This is a genomic window from Amycolatopsis pigmentata (assembly GCF_042684065.1).
Taxonomy (GTDB): domain Bacteria; phylum Actinomycetota; class Actinomycetes; order Mycobacteriales; family Pseudonocardiaceae; genus Amycolatopsis_E; species Amycolatopsis_E pigmentata.
Map to the genome: position 1 here is coordinate 923,598 of NZ_JBHUKR010000006.1, position 17,669 is coordinate 941,266.

Sequence of the window (17,669 nt, forward strand, 5' to 3'; positions counted from 1 at the left end):
CGTGCTGGACGGTGATCAGACTCCGCGCCGGGCGACGACCGTGGCCAAACCGGCGGGCAGTGTCTCGCTGCCGAAGGATTCTCCGATGGTCACTTCGAGGCCGGTATCGGCGAACCAGGACGGGATCCGGGCGGTGTCGGTGAGCACGAGGTCGTGTCGTTCGTCGTCGCGGCGCCAGGTGCCGTCGGGGTTCCGGGTGAAGACCGTGAGTTCGAACGCGGATCGGTCTTCGGCAGGGGTATGGAAAGTCGTGATCAAGGCCCAGTCGCCGGCCAGCCGGGCCTGGGCGGGACGGCCGTGTTTGGCCGCATGCCAGCCGAGGTCGCACAGGTCGATGGCGAGGATGCCGCCGGGACGCAGTGCGCGCACCAAGGCGGTGAGCGCGGTGCGCACCTCGGTGTGGCCGGGCAGGTAGCTCAGCGGGTGGCCGACGCCGACGATGGCGTCGGCGGGCGGCAGCGGGTCGCCGGGCAGGGTGAGCCGCCGGATGTCCTGTGCCTCGGGAACTTTGGCGCGGGCGATGGCCAGCATGGCGGGGGAGGCGTCGGTCGCGATCACGCGGTGGCCGGCGTCGAGCAGATGCCGGGTGAGCAGGCCGGAGCCGCAGCCGATTTCCAGGACCAGCCCGTCGCGGGCGCGGACCGGTTCCAGGAGGGCGAGCACGCCGGGTGCGCAGTTGTCGGCGTGGAAACCGAAGGCGTGGTCGTGCGCGGCGGCGAGGTCGGCGCGGAAGAGCGGGTGTTCGGTCCCCATGAGGGCTGATTTTCTTGACAACGTCAGGGAATCGCAAGTTGACGTGTCATCTCACCTCAGGGAAGGCGGTTGCGAAGGCGCTTGGCCGATTCTTCCGGAGTGCTGGTGATGACCGGGATGCCGCTGGCGAGTTCGAGCCCTGCCGGGACGTACTGCCGGGGCAGTACGTGCAACGACCAGGTCAGATACGGCACGTGTTCCAGCCCGACCGGAGCGGTGTGCAGGATCAGGTGGTAGGACGGATCGTCCAGTTCCTCGCGCAGGGCGGACAACACCAGCCGCAGGGCGCGGGCGATCGCCCCGAGTTCGTCTCGCGGTATGGCGGCGAAATCGGCCCGGTGCCGGGCGGAGACGATGCGGATCTCGAAGCCGGACGCGGGCGCGAACGGGACGAAGGCCACGGTGCGGCCTTCGGCGAGCACGATGCGTTCTCCGGAGGAGAGCTCCCCGGCGAGCAGTTCCGCGGCGAACGGACGCCCGGAACGGTCGTAGTGTTCGCGCATGGCCACGAGTTCGCGGCGGGTGGCCGCGGACAGCACCGGGAGCCCGACGACCTGGGAATGCGGATGGGACACCGAGATCCCGGCGCCGGGCCCGTGGCCGCGGAACACCACCACCTGCGCCGCGCCGTGCCGGAGCGCGCGATGCCGCTCCTGCCAGGCGAACAGCACGGCGCCTGCCTCGTCGTCGGTGCCGGTGGCCAGATCCCAGTCGTGGTCCGGCGATTCGATGATCACCTCGTGCCGGTCGGAAAGCGCGTACCGGTTGGGCACCGCGCGCACCCGCCAGGTGGCGTCGGTTTCCCCGGGCAGGCGCCAGGTTTCGGGTGGGGTGTCCTCGCCGTCACCGGGACAGAACGGGCACGGTGCGCCCGTGGGGGCGACCTCACGGCCGGGGGCGAGCACGCTCCATTCGCCACCCAGGTGGTCCCACCGCAACTCGCCGCCGTGCCACGGCTTCGTGGTCACGCGAGTGCTTCCGGCATAACGCATTGGACGACTCCCGTTACGTCTCCTCCGCGACGGTGAGGACGTTGGTGATGACTTCGCCGAACCGGCCCGGGTCGGCCAGCAGCCAGCCGTGTCCTCCCGGCACCGTGATCACGCGTGCCTCACCGAGTCCCGCCCGTAACGACATGAGCGCGACCTCTCCGATCACGTTGTCCTGACTGCTCCACACGATGACCACCGGCAGCCTGCGGCGCTTGAGTTCGGCCAGTTCGCCGGTGAGATCGGCGGTGCGGGCCAGATTCGCCACCCGCCAGATCGCGCCAGGGCAGCGGATCAGGTTCGGCACCGCGTCACGAAGAATCACCGGCAGTACCCGCGCGAGCTGACGGTTGGGGCGCAGGTCCGCCCGCAGATGCAGGCCCCAGTCCCACAGCGGGCGTTCGCTGATGGCCTTGAGCACGCCCCGGCCGTCGGACCACGACGATCCGCCGATGGAGTTGACCAGGATGAGCCTGCCCACCACCTCGGGGAAGTCGTGCGCGGTGCGGATGGCCACCCCGCCGCCGAAGGAATACCCGACCACCGTCACCGGTTCGGTGAGGCCGGCTTCCTTCACGAACGCCGAAACCCAGCTCGCGTAACCGGCGAGTGTGCGCTCGTCGGCGGGCAGGTCCTCGGTGCCGCCGAAGCCGGGCAGCGCCGGCGCGTACACCTTCAGCCCGGCCGCGATCAACCGCGAGAGTGCCGCCGCGAAAGCGCGGTCGGCCAGTCCCCAGCCGTGCAGGAACAGCAGCGCGGGACCTTCGCCCCCACTTCCGTAGTGCGCGGCACGCCCCGCCACCTTCGTGGTGTGCCAGGTGAGCTTCACGTCCATACTTCCACCATCCGCGTGCCGGAGCGGCTCACCCAGGGCCGACGGGCCCGAATCGGCCGGGACTCCCAGACCTCGGATCGGTGACCGAAGTCCGTGCCATGGCGAGCAGTTCGGCCAGTTCCCCCTCGATCGCCTCACTCAGCAGCCCCGGTTTCGGTGCACTGTCCACATCGGACGTGATGCCGAAGGAGACGTGGTCACGGTAGGTCAGGACCGCGACCCCGGTGCGCAGCCGGATGGCGAGCGGCACGTACGGATGGATCTCCAGAATCCGCCTGCCCAGCAGGGAAAGGCGCCGCCGCGGACCGGGCACGTTCGTGGCCACGGTGACGATACTGCGCTGGGGGAGCCGGGCCGCGATCCGGATCACCCACGACAACGGGCCGAAGGGACCGAACCGCGCGGCCGTGGTGACGGCGGCCCCCGCGGAGGCCTCGTCACTGGACTTGAGCGCGGAAAGGCGGTCGTGCACGGCCGTCAGCCGGTCCACCGGCCGGGCCAGGTCGACCGGCAACATCGGCAGCATCAGGGAAATCTGGTTGCGCGCGCGGTCGCCTTCGGCCCCGCCGTGCCGCATCGACACCGGAACCAGCGCGCGCACCGAATGCGCCGCCGGCCGCTCACCGCGATCGAGCAGCAACTGCCGCAGCGCTCCGGTGACGGCGGTCAAGGCCACGTCGTTGACCGTGGCACCGAACGCGCGGCCGATTTCGCGGAGTTCGGAAAGTCTGGCGTGGGCCAGTTCGTAACGCCGTTGCCTGCCGATAGGGCCGGACAGGCTGGACGATTTGACCGGAAGCAACCCGGTCAGCATCGTCACCATCCCGCGGGCCATTCCGGTGGCACTGCGCAGGACATGCCGGGGATGCAGCGGCGACAACAGCATGGTGACCAGGGAATTCCCGGCTCCTGCCCCGTCGCGGTCGGTCTGTTCCACCGGTTCGTCGAGGAGGAGCCGCTGGATGTTCATCCCGGCGATGCCGTCGGCCATGCTGTGATGGATCTTGATCAGCACCGCCCACCGCCCGCCGGCGAGACCCTCGATGATCCAGGTCTGCCACAGCGGATGATCGCGATCGAGCCGCTCCGCCATGACCATGCCGACGAGTTCGCACAGCTCCGCTTCGCCGCCCGGCGCGGGGAGCGCGGCGCGCACGAAATGGTGCTCCGGGGCGAAATGCGAGTCGTCGGCCCAGAACGGGGGAAGCAGGTCGAACGGGAGGCGGCGGATCCGTTGCCGGTAACGGGGAATCCGGTCCAGCCGGGAAGCCACCGCCGCGATCAGTTCCTCGTGACCCGGCACCGGGCCTTCCATCACCGCCACCGAGGCGATCGACAGCACGGCGCTCTCGTCACCGTCCTCGAGGTCGAGGAAAGCCGCGTCGAGCGGGGACAACCATTCCATGACGCCTTCTCCCGGCGGCTACCGTTCCGCCACTCCGGTCGGTACCAGTGCCCCGCCCTGGGGGTTCACTTCGCGGTCGAGGACTTCCAGCACGGTGGAGCCGTCGACGGTCTCGTGTTCCATGAGTTCCGCGGCGAGCCGGTCGAGTGCGTCACGGCGCTCACGCAGAATGCGCACAGCGGTCGCCTCGGCGTCGCGGAGCAGCCGGGCGACCTCGCGGTCCACCACGCGCTGGGTCTGTTCGGAGAACCGGTGCCCGAGGAGCTCACTTCCTTGGCCTGGCAGGTATTTCTGCTCACCCGAGGGATAGCCGACCGGTCCGAGCTCGGGGGAAAGACCGAATTCGGTGACCATCTTGGTGGCGATCTCGGTGGCGCCGGCCAGGTCGTTGGACGCGCCCGTGGAGCCTTCCCCGAACACCACCAGTTCGGCGGCGCGCCCACCGAGCCGGACGGCCAGCAGATCGGACAGGTAGGCCTCGCTGTAGAGGTGCCGCTCGGCCTCCGGTAACTGCTCGGTCGCGCCGAGTGCCATTCCCGCCGGCAGGATGGTGACCTTGGCGACCGGGTCGGCGTGTTCGCACACCGCCGCGACGATCGCGTGACCGGACTCGTGCACCGCCACCGACTGCCGTTCCTCGGGCAGCAGCGCGTTCGACGTCTCGCGGCGGCCGAGCAGCACCCGGTCTCGGGCCGCGCCGAGGTCCGCGGCGGTGATGGTGGTGCGGTTGGCGCGCACCGCGTTGATCGCGCCCTCGTTGACCACATTGGCCAGGTCGGCGCCGGAGAACCCTGGAGTGCCGCGCGCGAGCCGGTCGAGATCGACGTCGGGCGCCAGGTGTTTGTCGGCGGTGTGCACGGCCAGGATCGCCGCGCGTTCGGCCTGGTTGGGCAGTGGGATGGCGACCTGCCGGTCGAACCGGCCGGGCCGCAGCAGCGCGGCGTCCAGTGCCTCCGGGCGGTTCGTCGCCGCCAGGACGACGATGCCGCTGCTCTGGTCGAAACCGTCCATTTCGGCCAAGAGCTGGTTGAGTGTCTGCTCGCGTTCGTCGTGCCCGCCGAAACCGCCGATGCCACGGCGGCTGCCGACGGCGTCGATCTCGTCGATGAAGATGATCGACGGGGCGCGGTCGCGGGCCTCGGTGAACAGGTCGCGCACGCGCGACGCGCCGACGCCCACGAACATCTCCACGAAGGCGGAGCCGGTGACGGACAGGAACGGCACGCTGGCTTCGCCCGCGACGGCGCGGGCGAGCAGGGTCTTCCCGGTCCCCGGCGGGCCCACCATGATCACGCCGCGCGGTCCCTTGGCGCCCGCGGCGGCGTAGCGGCCCGGGTTGCGCAGGAAGTCGACGATCTCGCTGACCTCCTGCTTGACCCCCTCGTAACCGGCGATGTCGGCGAACCGCGTGGTGGGCCGTTCCGCTTCGATGATCTTGGCCTTGGACCGGCCGAATCCGCCGAGGCCACCGGCGAGCTGTCCCTGGGCCCGGCGTCCCGCCCACACGAAGAACCCGACGAGCAGCAGCAACGGCGCGAACGCCAGCAGCGTGGTCAGCCAAGCGGTGTTCTGCGCGCGCGTCGCGGTGATCTGAACGCTCTTCTCCTGGAGCTTCTGGCTGAGCTGCTGGCTTCCCAGCGCGGTGGGGAGCTGGCTGGTGAACGAGGTGCCGTCGGCCAGCTTGCCGTTGACGCCACCCTGATCGGTGATCTCCACCGACTTCACCTGGCCGCTGTCCACCTTGGTAACCAGGTCGGTGTAGGACAACGCGGGGGTCGGCTGACTGGGGGAAAGCAGGCTGGGCAGGAACAACAGCGTGAGCACCGCCAGCAGGGCGAACGGCAACAGCCACCGCCGCCAGCCCGGCTCGGGCGGCTCCTGCCGGGGCGCGGGATCCGGTGGGGGGCCGGACTTGGCCGTACGCGACATTCCCTGGTCCTTTCCTCCGCCGGGGTCCTGGGTCGGGCACCGGCCGGTCGCCGAAACGCGCGGCCCTCCACACCGGACGTGCCGCCGTGTCCTCAGGAAACGCTCTTGGACCCGGCCGGGGTGAGCGGCGAAAGTCCTCATCCCTGGTGGCCGAAGGCCCTGCGCCGGGACGCGGGCCCGCTCATAGCGTCGATCCGACGACAAACGACTGCGAACAGGTGAGGCACGCATGGACACACCGCTGACCGTCGACGCGGTGATGACGAAGGACCCGATCACGGTGACCCCGGACACCGAGTTCAAGGACATCGCGGCGCTGCTGACGGCCGAGGAGATCAGCGCGGTTCCCGTGGTCGAGGACGGTAGGCCGATCGGCGTGGTGTCCGAGGCCGACCTGCTGTGCAAGGAGGACATCCCGGCCACCGCGCCGACGATGTTCTCCGGCAGGCGGGCCCGGCATCACTGGCGGAAAGCCCAGGCGGTGCGAGCGCGCGACCTGATGACCGCGCCCGTCCGCACGGTGGAGGTGGGCACCGGTGTCGCCGCCGCGGCGCACCAGCTCACGACGGCCGGATCGCGCCGGCTTTTCGTGGTGGACCAGGGAAAGCTCGTCGGCGTGGTGTCACGCCGGGACCTGCTCGATGTCTTCCTTCGACCGGACCCTGACGTCCGGCGCGAGGTCGAGGAGGAGGTCTTCACCCAGGTTCTGCGTGCCGAGCCCGCCTCGTTCACGGTGACGGTGGAACACGGCGTGGTGACGGTCCTGGGGCGGCTGGAACGCCGCAGCGCGGTGTCTTCGGCCGAGCGCCTCATCGCGCTCGTGCCGGGCGTGGTCGGGGTCCGCAACCGGCTCGACTACGTCTGGAACGACGAGGTCTGAAGTGGAGTAGACCGATGTACGCACGGGAGATCATGTCGCGGCCCGCGGTCCGGGTCGGCCCGAACTCGACGGTGCGGGAGGCGACGGCCCTGCTGCTCCAGCACGGCTTCGCCGCTCTGCCCGTGGTCAATTCCGACGAGCAGGTCGTCGGCATCTTCACCGAGGCCGATGCCCTGCGGGGCGGGGTGGCCGCCGACTCGGCGGAGCTCGACCGCCCGGTCGAGGAGGTGATGACGAGCCCGGTCGAGGTGGTGACGTTGAACACCGAGATCGCGCAGATCGCGCGGCACATGCTCTCGGACCGCCTGCGCTGTGTGCCGGTCGTCCAGGAGGGGGCGCTGGTCGGCGTGATCAGCCGCCGTGACCTGCTGCGCCCCCTCGTCCGTCACGACGACGCCATCGCGGCCGAACTCCGGGCCCTGCTCAGGGATTACTCGGGGCAACGGGACCGCTGGACCGTGGAGGTCGTGGGCGGGATCGCCACGATCAGCGGCGAGTTCAGTGACGAGGCCGAGCGTCGCGTCGTCGACGCGCTGACCAAGACCGTTCCCGGCGTGACCCGCGCCGAACTCGTCCAAGTGGTGAGGAGTTCGCGGTGAGTACCCCCGAGGACCCGGAACAGGTTCGCCACACCGGTTATCCGGTGCGCGTGGACGCCGAGCTGGATCACGTTTCCCGCTGGCTGTGGCTGGTCAAATGGTTGCTGCTCATTCCGCACTATTTCGTGCTGGCGTTCCTGTGGCTGGGTTTCGTGGTGCTCACCGTGGTGGCGTTCTTCGCCATTCTCATCACGGCGCACTATCCGCGCGGCATCTTCGCCTACAACGTCGGCGTGATCCGGTGGTCGTGGCGGGTGTACTACTACGGCTACGCCGCGCTCGGCACCGACCGGTATCCGCCGTTCACGCCGGCCGACGTGCCGGACTACCCCGCGCGGCTCGAGATCGACTACCCCGAGCGGCTTTCCCGCGGGCTCGTCCTGGTGAAGTGGTGGCTGCTGGCCATCCCGCAGTACATCATCGTCGGCGTGTTCGCCGGCGGTGGTCTCTGGCTCGTGAACAACCAGAACTACCAGTTCAACTGGGGAGCCGGTGGGCTGATCGGCATCCTGGTGCTGATCGCGGCGATCGTGCTGCTGTGCACCGGGAAGTACCCGAAGACGATCTTCGACTTCGTGGTCGGCATGGATCGCTGGGTCGTCCGCGTCGGGGTCTACGCCGCGCTGATGACCGACCGCTATCCGCCGTTCCGGCTCGACATGGGCGGGCACGACCCGGGCGCCCCCGCACGGGGCCCGGAGGCCGAGACGGAAGCCGCGGTCGAGCATCACTGGACCGGCGGCCGGATCGCCTCGGTGATCGTCGGTTCGGTGCTGGCCCTGGTCTCGATGGGACTGATCACCGGTGGCGCCACGGCGCTGTGGGCCGACCGCGGAGCCCGTGACGCGGATGGCTATGTGACCGCCACGCAGACCTTTTCCTCCGGCGGCTACGCGGTGACCAGCGGCGATATCTCGCTGGGCGAAGGCGCCGCGAACTGGGGCCCGGCCTCGGGCGTCGTCGGGGACATCCGGATCCGGGCGAGCAGTACCGATCCCGGCGTGCCGGTGTTCGTCGGTATCGCGCCCACCGGCGCGGTCCGGCAATGTCTGTCCAAAGTGGACTACGACACGGTCACCTCGTTCGGCTCCCGTGATGTGGTCGTCCACAACGGAACCCAGCAACCCGCGCCGCCGCTGGGCGTGGACATCTGGACCCAGGAGGCCAGCGGTCCCGGGACGCAGACGCTCAGCCCGCGTCCGGCGCAGGGCGACTGGACCGTCGTGGTGATGAACGCCGATGGTTCACGCGGGCTGAACGTGCTGGTCCAACCCGGGGCGACCGCTCCGCAACTCGGCTGGATCGGTCTCTGGGTGCTCGTCGGCGGCATCGTCCTGCTCGCCGCGGGTGCCGTCCTGATCGCCGTGCCCGCCTATCGCGCGGCACATCAGCGACCCGAGCAGAAAGTGTGACGGAGCAGGAAAGAAGGCAGGATCATGCGAACCGTGGTGGTGTACGAGTCGATGTTCGGCAACACCGAGCTGGTCGCGCGGGCCGTCGCGGACAGCCTGGCGTCGGTGCGCGGTGCGGTCGAAGTGATCAATGTGGACGATGCCGGCCGGGTGGACGAGGCGGACCTGCTGATCGTCGGCGGGCCGACGCACGCCTACGGCATGACCCGCCCGGGCACCCGGCAGGAGGCCCAGCGGCAGGCCACGGACGGCGTCCGGTCCACGACCGGGATCCGGGAGTGGCTGGAGACGCTCGGCACCGCGCCCGCGGGCGCGGCGGCCGCGGTGTTCGACACCCGGCTGGGGAAACCGCGCTGGCTCACCGGTTCGGCGGCCAAGGGCGTGGCCAAGCGCCTGCGGCAGCGCGGTTATCAGCTGGTCGCCCCGCCGGAGAGCTTCATCGTCGAGGGCACCGCGCCGGGCAAGCTCCGCGAGGGGGAACTGGCCCGGGCACGGGAGTGGGCCGGTGCGCTGGCGGTCCGCACGAGCCCTTGAGCGAGCGGCGTTTTCCCTCCAGACCAGGGCTTTTCGCCGTGCGGTCACCGGCCGGCGATCAACAACCAGGCCAGAACGAGACCGCCGGAGTTGGTGGCGAAGTGAACGAGCGCGGACGAGAGCACGCCACGACCGGTGTGGCGCCACCAGTACAGCACCACCCCGGCTCCGGCGGCGGCGAGCATCGCGAGCAGGGAGATCACCGCGGTCGGCAGGCCGCCGAACGTGGCGTGCACCGCGGCGTTGTGGTCGAGTGCGAGCGAAGGCAGCAGGTGCCAGAGGCCGAACAGTCCCGCCGCGCCCAGCACCGGGCCCCAGCGCCAGCGTTGTCCGCCCCCGAGCAGGGCCGGCAGGACACCACGGAAGGCGACCTCTTCGAGCAGCACCGTGCCGAGCGGGATCCGCACCAGTGCGAGCCACATCAACTGGCCGATCCCGGGACTGCCGATCCGGCCGTCATGGAACACCGTGCGCAGCGCGGGAATGGCCACGGCGAGCCCGAAGACCAGGCCGACCAGCGCGACACCGATCAGGCCGACCAGCGCGGCGCGGCCGAGGTAGCGGCGATCCAGGCCCATCGCGGCCCAGCTCACCCCGGCGTAGCGGGCGAGGCCGACCAGGCCCGCCGCGGTGACCACCCCGGTGACCGGGTAGGCCCAGCCGGGCAGCACACGGTTGGCGAGGAACGTCGAAGCCGCGAGCAAGAGGATCGAGGCGGTGACGGAGAGGACCCGGCGCAGCGTCGCAGGAATGGACGGTCGCCGGGTGATGACGGGGGAAACAGACGTGACACTCATGCTTCCTCCAGTGTGCTCGCGAATCGTAATTCTCGCCACCAACCGGCCGGAAGCGGACAGTCACCCGCCGTGGCCCATCCGGCCCCGCATTCGGGCACCGGGCAGCGGGAGCCCTACGTGGATTGGCTGCGGGCGTTCAGCCTGATCGTGGTCGTGCTGTGGCACTGGGTGTTCACGATCATCCACTGGACGCCGAACGGCCCGCTGCCGACGACGCCGCTGGCCTACTACCACGCCGTCTGGATCCTCACCTGGGTGTTGCAGGTCGTGCCGTTGTTCTTCTACGTCGGCGGTTACGTGCACCTGCTGTCCTGGGAGCACGCGCGGGAACGGGGTGAGCACACCGGCCGGTATCTGTGGACGCATCTGAAGCAATTGCTCGTGCCCGGTCTGTCCGTGGTCGCGGTCTGGGTCGCGGTGGGCGCCGTCGTGGGCGCGGTGTTCAAGGTGGGCTGGATCTTCAACACGGTGCTGCTGATCATCAGTCCACTGTGGTTCCTCGGCATGTACGTCGCGTTGCTGGCGTTGCTGCCGGCCGCGATCTGGCTCCACCGCCGTTTCGGCGTGCTGGTGCTGGTGTGGCTGGCGGGGATCGCCGTCTGCGCCGACGTGCTGCGGTTGTCCTGGGGCGTGTGGTGGGCGGGCTGGATCAACATGGTCGCCGTGTGGGGGCTGGCCTACGAGGCCGGTTTCCATTACCGGCGGCTCGCCGACGCACCCCGTCGCTACGGCTTCGTGGTGCTGTGGGGCGGCCTCTTCGCCTTGGTGGGCCTGGTGTTCTCGGGTCTGTACCCCGGGTCGATGGTCGGTGTTCCGGGGGACCGGTTGTCCAACATGTCCCCGCCGACGGTGGTGATCGTGGCTCTGCTGGCCTTCCAGATCGGACTCGCCCAGGTGCTGCGCCCGGCCGTGGAACGCGGCCTCGCCCGGCCGCACTGGCGCCGCCTCAACGAAGTGATCAACACCTATGCGCTCCCGCTGTATCTGTTCCACAGCACGGGCATGGCGCTTTGGCTGATGTGCGTCTACGGGCTGTACACGCACCACCTGAGCGACGACCGGCCCCCGGACCTGATCTGGTGGGCCGAGCGCCCGCTCGCGATCGCCGGCCCGCTGCTGTTCACGGTGCCGCTCATCCTGCTGTTCGGACGGCGCCTCATCCACCGGAATATCCCCCGGAATGTCCCCAGGAATACAGAAGGGAAGACCAGATGAACGGCGCACCGATCGTCGTCGGCGTGGACGGCTCACCCGTCAGCCTCGCGGCGCTGAGCTGGGCAGTGGAGGAAGCCGCGGTGAGCGGACGCGAAGTGCGTGCCGTGGCCGCCTGGACCTACACGCCCGCGCTCGAACCCGGCGGTGTCGTGATGCCCGTCGACGAGATGGCCGCGGCGCACCAGCGCACCCTCGAGACGCTGATCGGCAAGGTCACCGGCCCGGATCCGGGGGCGGTCGTGCGTCCGGACCTGGTCGAAGGCGAACCCGTGGACGTGCTGCTGGAGGCCGCGAAGGGCGCGTCGATGCTGGTGCTGGGCAGCCACGGCCACGGCAGGCTGATGACCGTGCTGCTCGGGTCGGTGAGCGCCCGCTGCGTACGGCAGGCCGACTGCCCGGTGGTGATCATCCCCGCCCGCACGGCCGGGGAAGGCGACGCGGCTCAGGTCTTTGGGGCGCCGACCCGGTGACCTACGGCCCTTAGGTGATCAAGGCCTTCCGGCCAAGCTCGAAAGAGAAGGCGAAGGAGGTTGAGCACGATGGCCGTTTCGACGAACTGGCTGAAGCGCCAGTACCACTGGCTGATGCCCCGGCATGGGTCCCTGGCCCGCCGCTGGGATCGCATCGAAGCGGCAGTGGTGCTCTCGCTTCTGGTGCTGGCGGTACTCGCGGTGCCCGCGGCCGTGGCCGCGGGGGTGGATTACCACGCCCGGCAGGAGGTCGTAGCGGCCGCGCAGCGCGCCGAGCGGCAACCGGCCAAGGCTGTGCTCCTCGTGCCCACGTCACCCGCCGCGGCCACCGAGGGGGGCTCGGTGCCCGACACCGAAGGCGTCACCGCCCGATGGGAGGCCGGGGGTGCCGAACGGACCGGCACGATCCAGGCCCGGTCGGGACTGCCCGCCGGGGCGAGTGTGGGCATCTGGCTCGACGGCGCCGGGAACCCGGTAAGCCCGCCGCAATCGGAGATCAGCGTGATCGGCCTCGCCGTGGGCCTCGGCGCGCTGGTCTGGGCGGCGGTGAACGCGGTGTTGCTGATCGCCTACACGGCCGTCCGGTTCGCCCTGGACACCCGCCGCTGGGCCGGCTGGGCCCGGGAATGGGACGCACTGGACTGGAAACCACGGAGCAAGGGAGATCCGAAATGAGCGAGCGGGAGAACGCGAGAGCGCAGCATGAGGCGCGCCAGGGCGCTGTTTCACGGGCGAAGGCGTATCCCGCCGAGACGCTGGCGGAGCGAGCGATCCGGCATTACGTCCTGGCCGAGGAAGTAAGCCGCAAGCGCCGGGCGACCGAGGGCGAGGAGCACGAGAAGCCGGGTGAGGGTGAGCGATGACGGTGCTGGTGGCGGTCGCCAGCCGGCACGGCGCCACCCGGGAGATCGCCGACGTGATCGGAGAGACCCTCGGCTCGGCGCTGGCCAGTCTGGACGAGGACGCCGCTGTCGACGTGTTGTTCGCCGAGAACGCCTATGACCTCTCGGACTACGACGCGTTCGTGCTCGGCAGTGCGGTCTACAATGGACACTGGGTGGAAGCCGCCCGTGACCTCGTCGAGCGGCACGACCGGATTCTCCGGTCGCGGCCGGTGTGGCTGTTTTCCAGTGGCCCGGCCCGGAGTGGGGCACTCGACGGTGACGCGGCCGTCGGTTCCGCCGGTGGCGCGGACGGTGCCGTCGATGTGGCACGGCAGGCGCGCCTGTCCGCCGCCTACCAGCATCGCCTGTTCCCCGGCAAGCTCGATCGCCGTCGGCTGTGCTTCGCCGAGCGCGCCGTGGCCGGTGCGCTCGGACTGCGCGATGGTGACTATCGCGACTGGCAAGCCGTGCGGGCCTGGGCGCGGGTCATCGCGAGCACGCTGCACGCGAGCCGTGCCCCGGCGCCCGCGAGTCCCGATCTGGTCCGATGTGGACAGTGGTATGCGGACACCGGGACGAGGAGGCCGTGATGCGCGCCATGACCGTCCGGGACGTGAGCATCGTCAGCCGAGTGGATCTGATCCGGGCTTTCGCACAAGACGACGACGAACCGCTTGACGAAGTCCGTGAGGACGGCACGCCGGTCCCCGAGGATCTGGAGCACCAGCGTTGAGTACACGACTGCGCGTCCGCGAACACGGCGAGGTGGCGCTTCTTGTTTGCGTAGCGGTGCTTGCCGCCGCCGGGGGGCTGACGTGGTGGCTCGCCGGCCCGTTTCCCGCCGACATGCTGTGGGCGGGCGCGGTGGTCGTGGCGCTGGTACCCGCCCTTGCCTGGGTGGTCGCCGATCTGCGGCGCGGACGCTACGGCGCGGACCTGCTCGCCGTGCTCGCGCTCGGCGGCACGGTGGCGGTGGGGGAGTACCTCGCGGGCGCGATCATCGCGCTGATGGTGGCCACCGGCCGGGTACTGGAGTCGGCGGCGCAACGCCGGGCCGGTCGCGACCTGTCCGCGTTGCTCGCCCGCGCCCCGAAAAACGCCCACGTCCGGCGTGACGGGCGGCTCGACCTCGTGCCCATCGACCAGGTCCGGGCCGGTGAACTGCTCGTGGTGCGGCCCGGCGAGATCGTGCCCGTCGACGGCATCGCGAGCGACGGCGGCCTGTTCGACGAATCCGCGCTTACCGGAGAGGCGGCGCCGGTCGAGCGGGCGGCGGGCGAAGCGGTGCGCAGCGGGGTGGTGAACGCGGGGTCCGCCACCGACCTCCGGGCGACCGCGACCGCGGAAGCCAGCACCTACGCGGGCGTGATCCGCCTGGCCGAGCAGGCCGCCGCGGAAAGCGCCCCGGTGGCGCGCCTGGCCGACCGGGTCGCGGTCTGGTTCCTGCCCGCCGCGCTGGTGATCGCCGGGGCGGCATGGCTGGCGACGGGGGATCCGGTGCGCGCGGTGGCGGTGCTGGTGACCGCGACGCCGTGCCCGCTGCTGCTCGCCGTGCCGGTGGCCGTGACCGGCGGGATGTCCCGGATGTCGCGGGCCGGGGTGGTCGTCAAGGGCGGTGCCGCGCTGGAACTCCTCGGCCGCGCGCACACGCTCGCGATGGACAAGACGGGCACCGTCACGATCGGACAGCCTGAGGTGACCGACATCGTTTCCGCGCCCGAAGTGGCCCCCGGGCGTGTGCTCGCCGAAGCGGCCGGGGTCGAGCAGTACTCGCCGCACGTCCTGGCGGGGGCGGTGCTGCGGGCCGCGAACCGGGCCGGTGTCGAGCCCGCCCACGCGTCGGAGGTGAGCGAAGAGCCAGGCGTCGGCGCCCGTGGGCGCGTCGACGGACACGAAGTGGTCGTCGGGCGGCTGCGGTCCGGGCATCCCCTGCCCGGGTGGGCGCGCGGCGCGGCCCGGCGGGGAAGGCTCGATCTCGCCAGTGTCGTCTGGGTGGAGATCGACGGTCTGCCGACGGCGGCCCTGCTGGTCCGCGACCGTATCCGGCCCGACGCGGCGCGCACGCTCCGGCGGTTGCGGGCGGCCGGACTGCGGCACATCGTGCTGCTCACCGGAGACCGTGTGGACAACGCCGCCGAGGTGGCCGGGTTGCTCGGCCTCGACGAGGTCCAGGCCGAAGCTTCGCCGGCCGACAAGATCGAGCGGGTGCGGAAACGCCGTGAGAACGCCGAAGAGGGGGTCACCGTCATGGTCGGCGACGGGGTGAACGACGCGCCCGCCCTCGCCGTCGCCGACGTCGGAATCGCACTCGGCTCACGCGGGTCGACCGCCGCCGTGCAGGCGGCCGACGCCGTCATCGTCGACGACCGGATCGACCGGCTGGCCGACGCGGTCGAAATCGCGCGGCGGGCTCGCGCTCTGGCCGTGCAAAGCGCGGGCATCGGCACGGCGCTGTCGTTGCTCGCGATGGCGGCGGCGGCCGCGGGATGGCTGGTTCCCGTGGTGGGCGCGGTGGTTCAGGAAGGCATCGACGTCGCCGTCATCCTCAACGCCTTGCGCTCCCTGCACCGCCCGTTGCGCGGCATACTGGTCCATCGCCGCCGCCCGGATGTGCTACTGCGCCGGTTCGCGCGGGAACACGAACTGCTGCTCCCGGCCCGCGCCGCGGTGCGCCAGGCGGCCGACGCGCTCGCCGCCGGACCCGGCCCCGAGGCGGAGGCCGCCGTGCGCCGCGCGTACCGGGAACTCGTCGACCGGTTGCTGCCACACGAAATGGCCGAGGAACACGAGCTGTACCCGGCACTGACCGAGGTACTCGGCGGCCCGGAGGGCACGGTGACGATGAGCCGCGGACACGCCGAAATCGAACGCCTGATCCGCCGCCTCGGCCGTCACCTCGCCGAAACCCCGCTCAAACCCGACCAGATCGACGACCTCCGCGCGACGCTCTACGGTCTCGACGCCGTGCTCAATCTCCATTTCGCGCAGGAGGAAGAGGCCTACTTCACCCTTCCCCGGAGTTCGTGAGTCCGTTCGCGGAATTCGGCGCGCCGATTTTTCGTTGCCGGGCTGTCCGGGGTGCCCGGGGGCGGGCGTGGCGGTTGGTGGGGTCAGGAAGACGGTGGGACTGGAGTCGGTGGTGAGGTGGCTGGCCGGGGCGATGAAATCGCTGTCGGCGGTGGTCAGCGAAGGCCTGTTGGTTCAGACAGCGTGGTCAGGAGTCTTGCGCCCCGGTTCACCCGGCGACTCCGCCTTGCCTGTGATCACCTCCTGTCTCGTGCTGGGCAAGACGTCGCGTGCCTGGTTCGGCGAGCGAACGGTCCATTCGTTCCGTTTAAGCTCACCCGAACGTGTATAAACAGATGTTCGATACGCCGGTATACTCGGGGACATGGCCGCACTGACTCCCGGGCACGTGTCCTCGCTGAGCGACACGGCGGTGCTGGATGCGTTGCGGGATACCGAGATCCGGCGCCGGCAGCTGTATCGGGACGAGCTTGTCCTGGTGGCCGAAATCGAGTCGCGGGGTATCGCGACGAGCCGGGGAATCCATATCGAGACGTCCGCGCTGCTGCGGGATATGTTCAACCTCAGTTCCCCCGAGGCGCAGCGGATGGTCGCCCACGCCGAGGCGCTATGTGGCACGGTGACCCCCACTGGCTCCCGCGTCGACCCGCAGCTTCCGGTGGTGGCCGACGCCTTGGGCGACGGTGTGATCTCGCCTGGTCATGTGGAGGCGATCCGCAAGGCCGTCACCGGCCTGCCGGATGCCGCTTCGATCGAGGATCGGGTGATCGCGGAGAAGATCCTGTGCGAGGCCGCCATCACCAGTGAACCGTCCCACGTCAAGCGGCTCGGCGAGGAGATCGCGCTGCGTCTGGATCCCGACGGCGACGAGCCGAAGGACAAGGACCTGCTCCGCCCCCAGCGGCGGCTGGATGTGCAGGAGACCCGGGACGGCCGCGTGCTGGGCCGATTCGACCTGGACACCGAAACCGGAGCCCTGCTCACCACCCTGCTCTCACCCCACACCGCACCCCGCGCCACCGACGAGGGCTCCGACCGGCGGTCCCGCAGCGAACGCTACGGCGACGCCTTCCGCGACATCCTCACCCTCGCCGCCCAATGCGAAAGCACCCCGAACGAAGCCGGAGAACCGGCCACCTTGATGGTCAGTATCACGTTGGAGGAGTTGAAGTCAGGGATCGGGCACGGACTCGTGGACGGCTACTGGAACCTCTCCGCCGCCCAGATCCGCCGAATCGCCTGCGACGCAGCCGTCGTACCCGTGGTCCTGGGCTCGAAGAGTGAGATCTTGGATATCGGACGCGCCACCCGAATCGTGCCCCGCGCCATCCGCCGCGCACTCATCCGACGAGACAAAGGCTGCTCATTTCCGAATTGCGCGAAGAAAGCCAAGTGGTGTCAGGCTCACCACATTTTAGAATGGTATTTCGGCGGGCCGACAGCGCTGGAGAACTTGACCCTCGTCTGCCACTACCACCACCAGATCCTGCACCACAGCGACTGGCAAGTCCGCATGGTACAAGGCTTCCCGGTGTACATACCACCGTCCTATGTGGACCCAGAGCAGAGACCCACGGCGCAACACCCTCCACACCCTGCGCACATAACCACGCCCCTTAAGGACCCGCCCATAACAGTACAAGACCATCCCGGACAAGCAGCGCACCGCGCCTGCCCGGGACTCAATGCTGCCTGTCTTCAAAGGACGGTGCGAACGGATGGCTCACGACAACCGCACGTCGGCGGCACCGTCTCCTCGGCGTCGTGATGGGCTCGATACTGTCGCCGGGCAGGGTGCCGCGGGCGGCGGCTGATCCCGAACCACCGGCACCGCCGCCGCGCTGGGAGTACTCGGGGGCCACGCGGTCTTCACGTGGCCCCCAACCGAAATCGCAGGTCCACCATGAACCACTGTGGACAACTGTGGACCACAGTAGTTC

At 70.1% G+C, this 17,669-nt stretch carries 18 protein-coding genes; 12 read left to right on the top strand and 6 right to left on the bottom strand.

From position 1 onward, the window contains the following. Positions 1–15: 15 nt before the first annotated feature. From ACFSXZ_RS12190 to ftsH, 5 genes are read right to left on the bottom strand one after another with little or no spacing between them, the layout of a single operon-like run. On the bottom strand, positions 16–753 hold the full coding sequence (locus tag ACFSXZ_RS12190) for a class I SAM-dependent methyltransferase (protein ID WP_378264454.1): 738 nt from the start codon (positions 751–753) through the stop codon (positions 16–18). Positions 754–809: 56 nt separating this feature from the next. Continuing rightward, on the bottom strand, positions 810–1,721 hold the full coding sequence (locus tag ACFSXZ_RS12195) for a galactose-1-phosphate uridylyltransferase (protein WP_378264456.1): 912 nt from the start codon (positions 1,719–1,721) through the stop codon (positions 810–812). A gap of 37 nt (positions 1,722–1,758) precedes the next feature. Beyond that, a complete protein-coding gene (locus ACFSXZ_RS12200) occupies positions 1,759–2,577 on the bottom strand; it encodes an alpha/beta fold hydrolase (RefSeq protein WP_378264458.1) in 819 nt (272 codons plus the stop codon). Positions 2,578–2,605: 28 nt separating this feature from the next. Continuing rightward, on the bottom strand, positions 2,606–3,982 hold the full coding sequence (locus ACFSXZ_RS12205) for a wax ester/triacylglycerol synthase family O-acyltransferase (RefSeq protein WP_378264460.1): 1,377 nt from the start codon (positions 3,980–3,982) through the stop codon (positions 2,606–2,608). Positions 3,983–4,000: 18 nt separating this feature from the next. After that, the gene (gene ftsH / locus ACFSXZ_RS12210) at positions 4,001–5,911 is read right to left on the bottom strand and encodes an ATP-dependent zinc metalloprotease FtsH (RefSeq protein ID WP_378264462.1); all 1,911 of its coding nucleotides are present in this window, start codon (positions 5,909–5,911) and stop codon (positions 4,001–4,003) included. 229 nt (positions 5,912–6,140) lie between these two features. Here ftsH and ACFSXZ_RS12215 point away from each other — a divergent pair, with 229 nt between their 5' ends. The 4 genes from ACFSXZ_RS12215 to ACFSXZ_RS12230 are packed head-to-tail and all read left to right on the top strand — an operon-like array spanning position 6,141 to position 9,336. After that, positions 6,141–6,791, top strand: a complete 651-nt coding sequence (locus tag ACFSXZ_RS12215) for a CBS domain-containing protein (RefSeq protein ID WP_378264464.1) — start codon at positions 6,141–6,143, stop codon at positions 6,789–6,791. A 14-nt stretch (positions 6,792–6,805) separates the two neighbouring features. Beyond that, positions 6,806–7,390 carry a CBS domain-containing protein gene (locus ACFSXZ_RS12220; protein WP_378264466.1) on the top strand — a complete coding sequence of 195 codons (585 nt, stop codon included), beginning with the start codon at positions 6,806–6,808 and terminating at the stop codon, positions 7,388–7,390. Beyond that, positions 7,387–8,802, top strand: a complete 1,416-nt coding sequence (locus ACFSXZ_RS12225; protein WP_378264468.1) for a DUF4389 domain-containing protein — start codon at positions 7,387–7,389, stop codon at positions 8,800–8,802. The genes ACFSXZ_RS12220 and ACFSXZ_RS12225 overlap by 4 nt, the downstream gene beginning before the upstream one ends. 24 nt (positions 8,803–8,826) lie before the next feature. Next, the gene (locus ACFSXZ_RS12230; RefSeq protein ID WP_378264470.1) at positions 8,827–9,336 is read left to right on the top strand and encodes a flavodoxin family protein; all 510 of its coding nucleotides are present in this window, start codon (positions 8,827–8,829) and stop codon (positions 9,334–9,336) included. Between the two features lie 44 nt (positions 9,337–9,380). Here ACFSXZ_RS12230 and ACFSXZ_RS12235 read toward each other — a convergent pair whose 3' ends face one another. Then, a complete protein-coding gene (locus tag ACFSXZ_RS12235; RefSeq protein WP_378264472.1) occupies positions 9,381–10,133 on the bottom strand; it encodes a CPBP family glutamic-type intramembrane protease in 753 nt (250 codons plus the stop codon). A gap of 69 nt (positions 10,134–10,202) precedes the next feature. Here ACFSXZ_RS12235 and ACFSXZ_RS12240 point away from each other — a divergent pair, with 69 nt between their 5' ends. The 8 genes from ACFSXZ_RS12240 (at position 10,203) to ACFSXZ_RS12275 (ending at position 17,497) form a co-directional block, all read left to right on the top strand. Further along, complete coding sequence (locus ACFSXZ_RS12240) at positions 10,203–11,348, top strand: acyltransferase family protein (protein WP_378264474.1); 1,146 nt, start codon at positions 10,203–10,205, stop codon at positions 11,346–11,348. Beyond that, on the top strand, positions 11,345–11,818 hold the full coding sequence (locus ACFSXZ_RS12245; protein ID WP_378264476.1) for a universal stress protein: 474 nt from the start codon (positions 11,345–11,347) through the stop codon (positions 11,816–11,818). The genes ACFSXZ_RS12240 and ACFSXZ_RS12245 overlap by 4 nt, the downstream gene beginning before the upstream one ends. Before the next feature lie 69 nt (positions 11,819–11,887). Continuing rightward, positions 11,888–12,493 (top strand): Rv1733c family protein, encoded by a 606-nt coding sequence (locus ACFSXZ_RS12250; RefSeq protein ID WP_378264478.1) that lies wholly within the window; start codon positions 11,888–11,890, stop codon positions 12,491–12,493. Next, on the top strand, positions 12,490–12,681 hold the full coding sequence (locus tag ACFSXZ_RS12255; RefSeq protein WP_378264480.1) for a hypothetical protein: 192 nt from the start codon (positions 12,490–12,492) through the stop codon (positions 12,679–12,681). Before ACFSXZ_RS12250 ends, ACFSXZ_RS12255 begins: the two co-directional genes overlap by 4 nt. Then, entirely contained in the window at positions 12,678–13,292 is a 615-nt protein-coding gene (locus ACFSXZ_RS12260) for a flavodoxin domain-containing protein (protein ID WP_378264482.1), read from the top strand. The genes ACFSXZ_RS12255 and ACFSXZ_RS12260 overlap by 4 nt, the downstream gene beginning before the upstream one ends. Further along, positions 13,292–13,435: a hypothetical protein gene (locus tag ACFSXZ_RS12265; protein WP_378264484.1), complete on the top strand. Its 144-nt coding sequence runs from the start codon at positions 13,292–13,294 to the stop codon at positions 13,433–13,435. The genes ACFSXZ_RS12260 and ACFSXZ_RS12265 overlap by 1 nt, the downstream gene beginning before the upstream one ends. Before the next feature lie 113 nt (positions 13,436–13,548). Continuing rightward, on the top strand, positions 13,549–15,729 hold the full coding sequence (locus ACFSXZ_RS12270) for a heavy metal translocating P-type ATPase (protein ID WP_378264799.1): 2,181 nt from the start codon (positions 13,549–13,551) through the stop codon (positions 15,727–15,729). Positions 15,730–16,117: 388 nt separating this feature from the next. Next, positions 16,118–17,497 carry an HNH endonuclease signature motif containing protein gene (locus ACFSXZ_RS12275; RefSeq protein ID WP_378264486.1) on the top strand — a complete coding sequence of 460 codons (1,380 nt, stop codon included), beginning with the start codon at positions 16,118–16,120 and terminating at the stop codon, positions 17,495–17,497. Positions 17,498–17,669: the final 172 nt, after the last annotated feature.